The organism is Salipiger sp. HF18 (assembly GCF_011806505.1).
Classification (GTDB): Bacteria; Pseudomonadota; Alphaproteobacteria; order Rhodobacterales; family Rhodobacteraceae; genus Salipiger; species Salipiger thiooxidans.
The window spans coordinates 1-5658 of record NZ_JAATOS010000265.1; the positions used below are offsets into that span (position 1 = coordinate 1).

The 5658-nt window shown below is 68.9% G+C and carries 10 protein-coding genes; all 10 read right to left on the bottom strand.

Going from position 1 to position 5658, the window contains the following annotated elements; all coding sequences use genetic code 11:
- On the bottom strand, positions 1-150 hold a 150-nt coding region (locus HC022_RS17910; protein WP_167453339.1), incomplete at its 3' end, for a sulfur transferase domain-containing protein.
- A 386-nt stretch (positions 151-536) separates the two neighbouring features.
- The gene (gene rpmE, locus HC022_RS17915; protein ID WP_008886707.1) at positions 537-758 is read right to left on the bottom strand and encodes a 50S ribosomal protein L31; all 222 of its coding nucleotides are present in this window, start codon (positions 756-758) and stop codon (positions 537-539) included.
- 11 nt (positions 759-769) lie between these two features.
- Positions 770-1153 (bottom strand): 50S ribosomal protein L19, encoded by a 384-nt coding sequence (gene rplS / locus HC022_RS17920; RefSeq protein WP_008886612.1) that lies wholly within the window; start codon positions 1151-1153, stop codon positions 770-772.
- Between the two features lie 279 nt (positions 1154-1432).
- Complete coding sequence (locus tag HC022_RS17925; RefSeq protein ID WP_167453340.1) at positions 1433-1891, bottom strand: GNAT family N-acetyltransferase; 459 nt, start codon at positions 1889-1891, stop codon at positions 1433-1435.
- On the bottom strand, positions 1888-2691 hold the full coding sequence (gene trmD / locus HC022_RS17930; protein WP_167453341.1) for a tRNA (guanosine(37)-N1)-methyltransferase TrmD: 804 nt from the start codon (positions 2689-2691) through the stop codon (positions 1888-1890). The genes HC022_RS17925 and trmD overlap by 4 nt, the downstream gene beginning before the upstream one ends.
- A 32-nt stretch (positions 2692-2723) precedes the next feature.
- Complete coding sequence (locus tag HC022_RS17935; protein WP_167453342.1) at positions 2724-2861, bottom strand: hypothetical protein; 138 nt, start codon at positions 2859-2861, stop codon at positions 2724-2726.
- Between the two features lie 34 nt (positions 2862-2895).
- Positions 2896-3165 carry a hypothetical protein gene (locus HC022_RS17940; protein ID WP_167453343.1) on the bottom strand — a complete coding sequence of 90 codons (270 nt, stop codon included), beginning with the start codon at positions 3163-3165 and terminating at the stop codon, positions 2896-2898.
- 186 nt (positions 3166-3351) lie between these two features.
- Entirely contained in the window at positions 3352-4155 is an 804-nt protein-coding gene (locus HC022_RS17945; protein WP_167453344.1) for a hypothetical protein, read from the bottom strand.
- On the bottom strand, positions 4152-4658 hold the full coding sequence (rimM, locus tag HC022_RS17950; RefSeq protein ID WP_008886603.1) for a ribosome maturation factor RimM: 507 nt from the start codon (positions 4656-4658) through the stop codon (positions 4152-4154). The genes HC022_RS17945 and rimM overlap by 4 nt, the downstream gene beginning before the upstream one ends.
- An 86-nt stretch (positions 4659-4744) precedes the next feature.
- Positions 4745-5587: a MipA/OmpV family protein gene (locus tag HC022_RS17955; protein WP_167453345.1), complete on the bottom strand. Its 843-nt coding sequence runs from the start codon at positions 5585-5587 to the stop codon at positions 4745-4747.
- Between the last annotated feature and the right edge of the window lie 71 nt (positions 5588-5658).

Below are 5658 nucleotides of genomic sequence, written 5' to 3' on the forward strand. Positions count from 1 at the left end.
GATCTCGTCAAAGGTCTGCTGATCGGCGCCCTCGCCGTCGGGGCGGTTGCAGATGATCGAGCGATACCCGGCGGCGGCGATCCCGGCCAGGTCGGCGGCAGCGATCTGCGGTGAAACCGTGATGTCGTCGTTGATCTTGCGAAATTCCACGGCGCGTCTCCTCAAACACGGGAATCTGGGTGACGCCCTATATATTCTTTAATTCGAATTTGTCACGCATTGTTGCGCCGCATGGGTTAACAATCTTGCGATCCGGGGCGTCACGACGCAGCAAAACTGCCCTCATGCGCTCTCGCGGGGGCGACGCCTTGCGAGAGCACGGGGCGTCGGAGGCTGATCGCCGATGTGTAGGAGCCGCGAGGGGGGACGGGCGATGCCGAGCTTTGCAGGGCGGGGCGTCGGGTCCCTCGGGGAAGTCGCGCGACACCGAGACCGGTTTCCACGGAGCCGATCGCTCAGCCCCCCGGTCCCCCAGTCCCCCAAACGAAAAACGCCGCCCCGGAGGGCGGCGTTCGGCAATTCGAAGGGGCGAGGGATCAGAAGCCCAGGCCTTCGTATTTCTTCTTGAACTTCGACACGCGGCCGCCGGTGTCCATGAGGCGCGAGTTGCCGCCGGTCCAGGCCGGGTGCACCGTCGGGTCGACGTCGAGCGACAGGGTGTCGCCTTCTTTGCCCCAGGTGGTGCGGGTCTGGTAGATGGTGCCGTCGGTCATCTTGACGTCGATGACGTGGTAGTCGGGGTGGATGCCCTTTTTCATGAAATGGCTCCTTATGCGTCGGCGCCGGCGAGCGGCTTGTAGTTGGTGTCTTCCGCGATGCGGGCCGACTTGCCGCGGCGCGAGCGGAGGTAATAGAGCTTGGCGCGACGGACACGGCCGCGGCGCACGACGGTGATCGACTCGATGTTGGTCGAGTAGAGCGGGAACACACGTTCCACGCCTTCACCGAAGGAAATCTTGCGGACGGTGAACGAGCCAGCGATGCCCGAGCCGTTCTTACGGCTGATGCAGACGCCTTCGTAGTTCTGCACGCGGGAGCGGGTACCTTCGGTCACCTTGTAGCCGACGCGAATGGTGTCGCCGGGCTTGAAGTCGGGGATGTCTTTCCCCAGGGCGGCAACTTGTTCCGCCTCGAGCTGTGCGATCAGATCCATCTGATCTTCTCCTATCTGCTCACGGTTGGACCCGTGAAGTGTGTCTCGCGTCCCAGAGCTCCGCGTCTTCGGTCGGGTCCGCACCGGATCTGGTCCGGGCGCCCGCGGGAGGCTATCGACGTCATTTTCCGTAACTTCCAGTCCGGCCCGTCTTGGCCCCGCCGAAGCAGCGGGTCAGGCAACACCGAACAGCCCCGTGCGACTCGCAAGAGCCGCCGGACGCGCTGCGTATATGCGCGAGAGCCGCGCGGATCAAGGAGAAACTGGGGGTTTGGGCGCTCAGAGCGGGCGCTTGAAGCCGACGTGGCTCGCCTTGAAACCCAGCCGTTCGTAGAAGCGGTGGGCCTCCTTGCGCGAGGCGTCCGATGTCAGCTGGACCATGACGCAGCCGCGCTCGCGGCATTGCTCCACCGCCCAGTCGATCAGGGTGCCGCCAAGGCCCATGCCGCGGGCCGGGGCCGCCACGCGCACCGCCTCGATCTGGCCGCGGGTGGCACCCAGCCGGGACAGGCTGGCGAGGAAGGTGATCTGCAGCGTACCGATCACCTCGCCGTCGCGCTCGGCCGCCGCCAGCAGCTGGTTGGGGTCGGCGTCGATGCGGCGGAAGGCGTCGAGATAGGCCTCGGGCAGCGGCGGGCCGGGTTGTTCGCGGGTGGCACCGAGCGGATCGTCGGCCAGCATCGCGACGATGGCGGCGACGTCGGCCTCGGTGGCGCGGCGGATGGTGGTCTCGGTCATTTGCCCTGCTCCCGAGCCTTCTGATGTGCGTCCCAGAGATCGGGGCGGCGGACGCGGGTGATCTCTTCGGATTGCGCGCGGCGCCACTTCTCGATCTCGCCGTGGTGGCCCGAGAGCAGCACCGGCGGGATCTCGAGCCCCTGCCACGTGGCCGGGCGGGTGTATTGCGGATGCTCGAGAAGCCCGTGCGAAAAGCTCTCCTCCTCGACCGACTCGGCGTTGCCCAGCACGCCGGGCAGCAGCCGCACCGTGGCATCGAGCAGGGCCTGCGCGGCGATCTCGCCGCCGGTCAGCACGTAGTCGCCCATCGACACCTCGGCGATGCCGTAGTGGTCGAGCACCCGCTGGTCGAGCCCCTCGAACCGGCCGCAGATCAGCGTGACGCCGGGCGTCTGCGCAAGCTGGCGGGCGACGGACTGGTCGAAGCGACGGCCGCGCGGCGAAAGGTAGAGGATCGGCGCGGCCGGGGCGATGTTGCGCCGCGCGGTTTCGAGCGCGGCGCCCATGACGTCGGGACGCAGCACCATGCCGGCGCCACCGCCTGCGGGCGTGTCGTCGACGTTGCGGTGCCGCCCTTCGCCGAAGTCGCGCAGGTGCACCGTGTCGAGTTGCCACTTGCCCTCCTGCAGCGCCTTGCCGGTCAGCGACAGGCCCAGCACGCCGGGGAAGGCGTCCGGGAAGAGGGTGATGACCTGCGCGGTCCAGGCGCGTGCCAGCACGGGCGCCTCGGTCATCAGTTCGCGCGGGGTGTGGCTCAGGCGGACGGCCTTGCGGCCATGGGATTTCGGTGCGTCGCTCATGCTTCACCCTCTAGCCGCAAGGGCCGGGCGGCTCAAGCGGCGTGGTCGGCGGCGATCGCGGGACGGTGCGCCGCAAGATGGTCGCGGATGTCGAGCACCACGGCGGGGTTGGCGAAGCGCTGCGCCAGCGCGCCGGCGCGGTCGGGCGGGGCAGTGACGAGCTGGAGCAACTGCCAGAGCTCGCGCAGTTCGTCCGGGCTCAGGTCAATGAGGCGCGGTCGTCCCCAGGACCGGCAGATGCGGGTGACCACGAGGCCGAAGCGCGTCGTCCTGCAGCGCGTCCCCGAGCGCGGCCCGGATCTTGGCGGGGGAGGGCATGGCGGGCGCGTGCTGGCGCAGGGCGCGGGGGGCCATCAGCCGCGCCACCGGGCGCCTCGCGTGGCGCTGCGACCAGCCGGCGGCGCCGAGCGCGACCAGCCACGACAGGCCCAGCATCGCGAGGGGCGGGCCGTGCAGCACCGAGATCGCGGCCATGCGGTCCGGCAGGAAAATTATGGTTAACGAAGGCGACAACACGACGCCGGGCCAGAACACTCGTTGACAGGATGTGAGCACGCATGCCCCCTTTCCGACACCATCCGGACAAAGTTCCCGTCCAATTGTGGCAAAATCTGGGCGGCGCCCCGATCCGAGGGGACTTCGTTTCCGGGGCCGAAACGGTCAGTGCATCCCGGCCTGTCTGTACGCGATGCGGCGAAGGTGCTTCTTCGCCTCGCTGAGCGGGCGGTCCTTGAGGGCGCTCCGATTCAGCGCGAGGAAGACCTCTTCGAGCCCGATGTCGGGCCGCACGTTGGCCGCGAGGGGAATCACCAGCGCCGCACGGGCCTCGGGGTCGAGTCCGGTGAGATCCAGCAGCGGCGCCAGCGGCCCCTCGGTGCGGGTGCGGCTGTCCTCGAGTGCCACGGATGTGACCGGGCAGGGCGCCACGGCTTCTGCCACCTCCTGCACCACGCGCCCGAGATCGGCGCCCTCGGCGAGCGTCTCGGAGTAGCGGTCGAGGTCGGCGGTCAGCCGGGTGCTGCGCAAGTTCTGCCACCAGGTCGAGCGCAGCCACGGCTCCGGCGCGCGGGTGGAGAAGTAGAAGCGCAGGTCCGTCCCGTCGCCGAAGCGCTCTCGCACGGTTTCGGCGAGGGACGCCATGATCCGCGGCGTGGCGGCGTAGCGGCAGAGCCCATGGCGGCCGGGCACGTGGCCGGACAGATCCTCCGAGCACAGCACGACAGGGCGGGGATCGTCGCGGTCGAGCCTGCGGAAGACCCGCGCGGCGCGGCGCCCGACAGCGGCGACCGACTGGTCCCCCGGCGCCACCGAGCAGGCGCGGGCGGCATCGGTCAGCGGTTTGAAATCCGGTTTCAGGAGCACCCTCAGATGCGGCGCGAGGCGCTCGGCATTCTCGGTGAGGGCGGTCTGGACGCTTGTCGTTCCGGTCTTGTGAAATCCTGCGTGGATGACGACGAGCGTCATTCCAGCAGGCCCTCCGGCGGATCGGCGACGATGCGGCCCGAGGCGAGATCGACGGTCGGCACCACGGCGCGGGTGAAGGGCAGCAGCACGGTCTTCGACCCGCCCGGCAGTTGCAGCTCGAGCAGGTCGGCGGCGCCGTGGTTCAGCACCGCCTTGACGCGGCCGAGCTCGACCCCGCCGGTGTCGTAGACCGCGAGGCCGATGAGGTCGGTGTGGTAGAACTCGTCGTCGGGCAGGGCGGGCAGCCGGTCACGCGGGACGTAGAGCCCGGTGCCGCGAAGCGCATCCGCCTCTTCCTTGCTGCGCACGCCCGAGAGGCGCGCCGCGAAGCCGCCCTTGACCGCGCGGGTGATCTGCAGATCGAAGCTGCGGGTGCCGTCCTCGTTGGTCAGCGGGGCGTAATCCGCAATGGCCTCGGGGTCGGCGGTGAAGCTCTTCAGCCGCACCTCGCCATGGACCCCGAAGGCGCCCGCAATCGTTCCGACGCAGATCGTGTCGCTCACCTTGTCCCGTCCTTCACCGAAATACCGGACGACTGGATAGCCCGCCCGGGCCGGGTTTGGCAATCGGCCGAGGCCGTAAGTTCACGTCAGAAACTCATGCGCATGACGCGAATGACGCCGAACCGGATGGTCCACTGGTCCTCGGCGCCGGAGTCGACGATGGGGCTGTCGAGCGCGTCGTTCATGAACTTGCGCCAGGTCACGCCGCCCTCGAGCCCCCAGTCGTCGTTGAGCTGGTAGCGTGCCACGAACTCGGCACCGCCGCCCAGCAGGCCGCCGTCGGGGTCGTAGGCCGGACGGTCCGCGGTCGCCTCCGAGGAGGAGACGCCGAAATAGGTGTCGGCGAACTCGTCGCTGCCCCAGAAGAGCCGCGGGCCCATGCTCAGCCGCCACTCGCGGGTCGGGCGCGCGATCAGGTCAAGACCCGCCTCGGCGGTCCAGCCCTCGTGCCCGCCGAAGCCGCGGCGGAAGTCGCTGTAGACGTTGTAGTTTTCGCCGGTGTAGCCGAAGCCGAAGCCAAGCTCGTAGGCGGGGTCGATGTCATCCATGCCGCGCAGCGCGTCGTCATCGGACGAGTCGCGGCGGCCGATGTAGTCGAAGGAGCCGTGGAAATCCCAGCCGCGGAAGTCGTTCCACGCGTCGCCGCTGCCGTAGTCGAGCCCCTCGGAGAGCGTGAAGCGGTGCAGGCGGAAGCCAAGGTCCGGCGTCACCTCGTAGTCGTCCGAGCCGAGATACTTCGGCTTCATCCCGGCGCCGCCGCGCAGGCTGAAGACGAAGCCGCGCTGCCGCGAGTTCTGCGTCGAGAGCGTGTCGATGGAGAGCGGCTCGGCGGACACCCCCGTGTCGGTCGAGAGATCCTGCGCAAGGCCGAGCGTCGGGGCGCCGATCACGGCCAGCGCAAGGGCGACTGCGGTGCGGGTGGTCTTCATCGGGCAGCTCCTGTCTCGGGGTTGGTCTCGGCCAAGGGTCGAGTCTTACTGTAGCGGCTTTCTCATGGTTT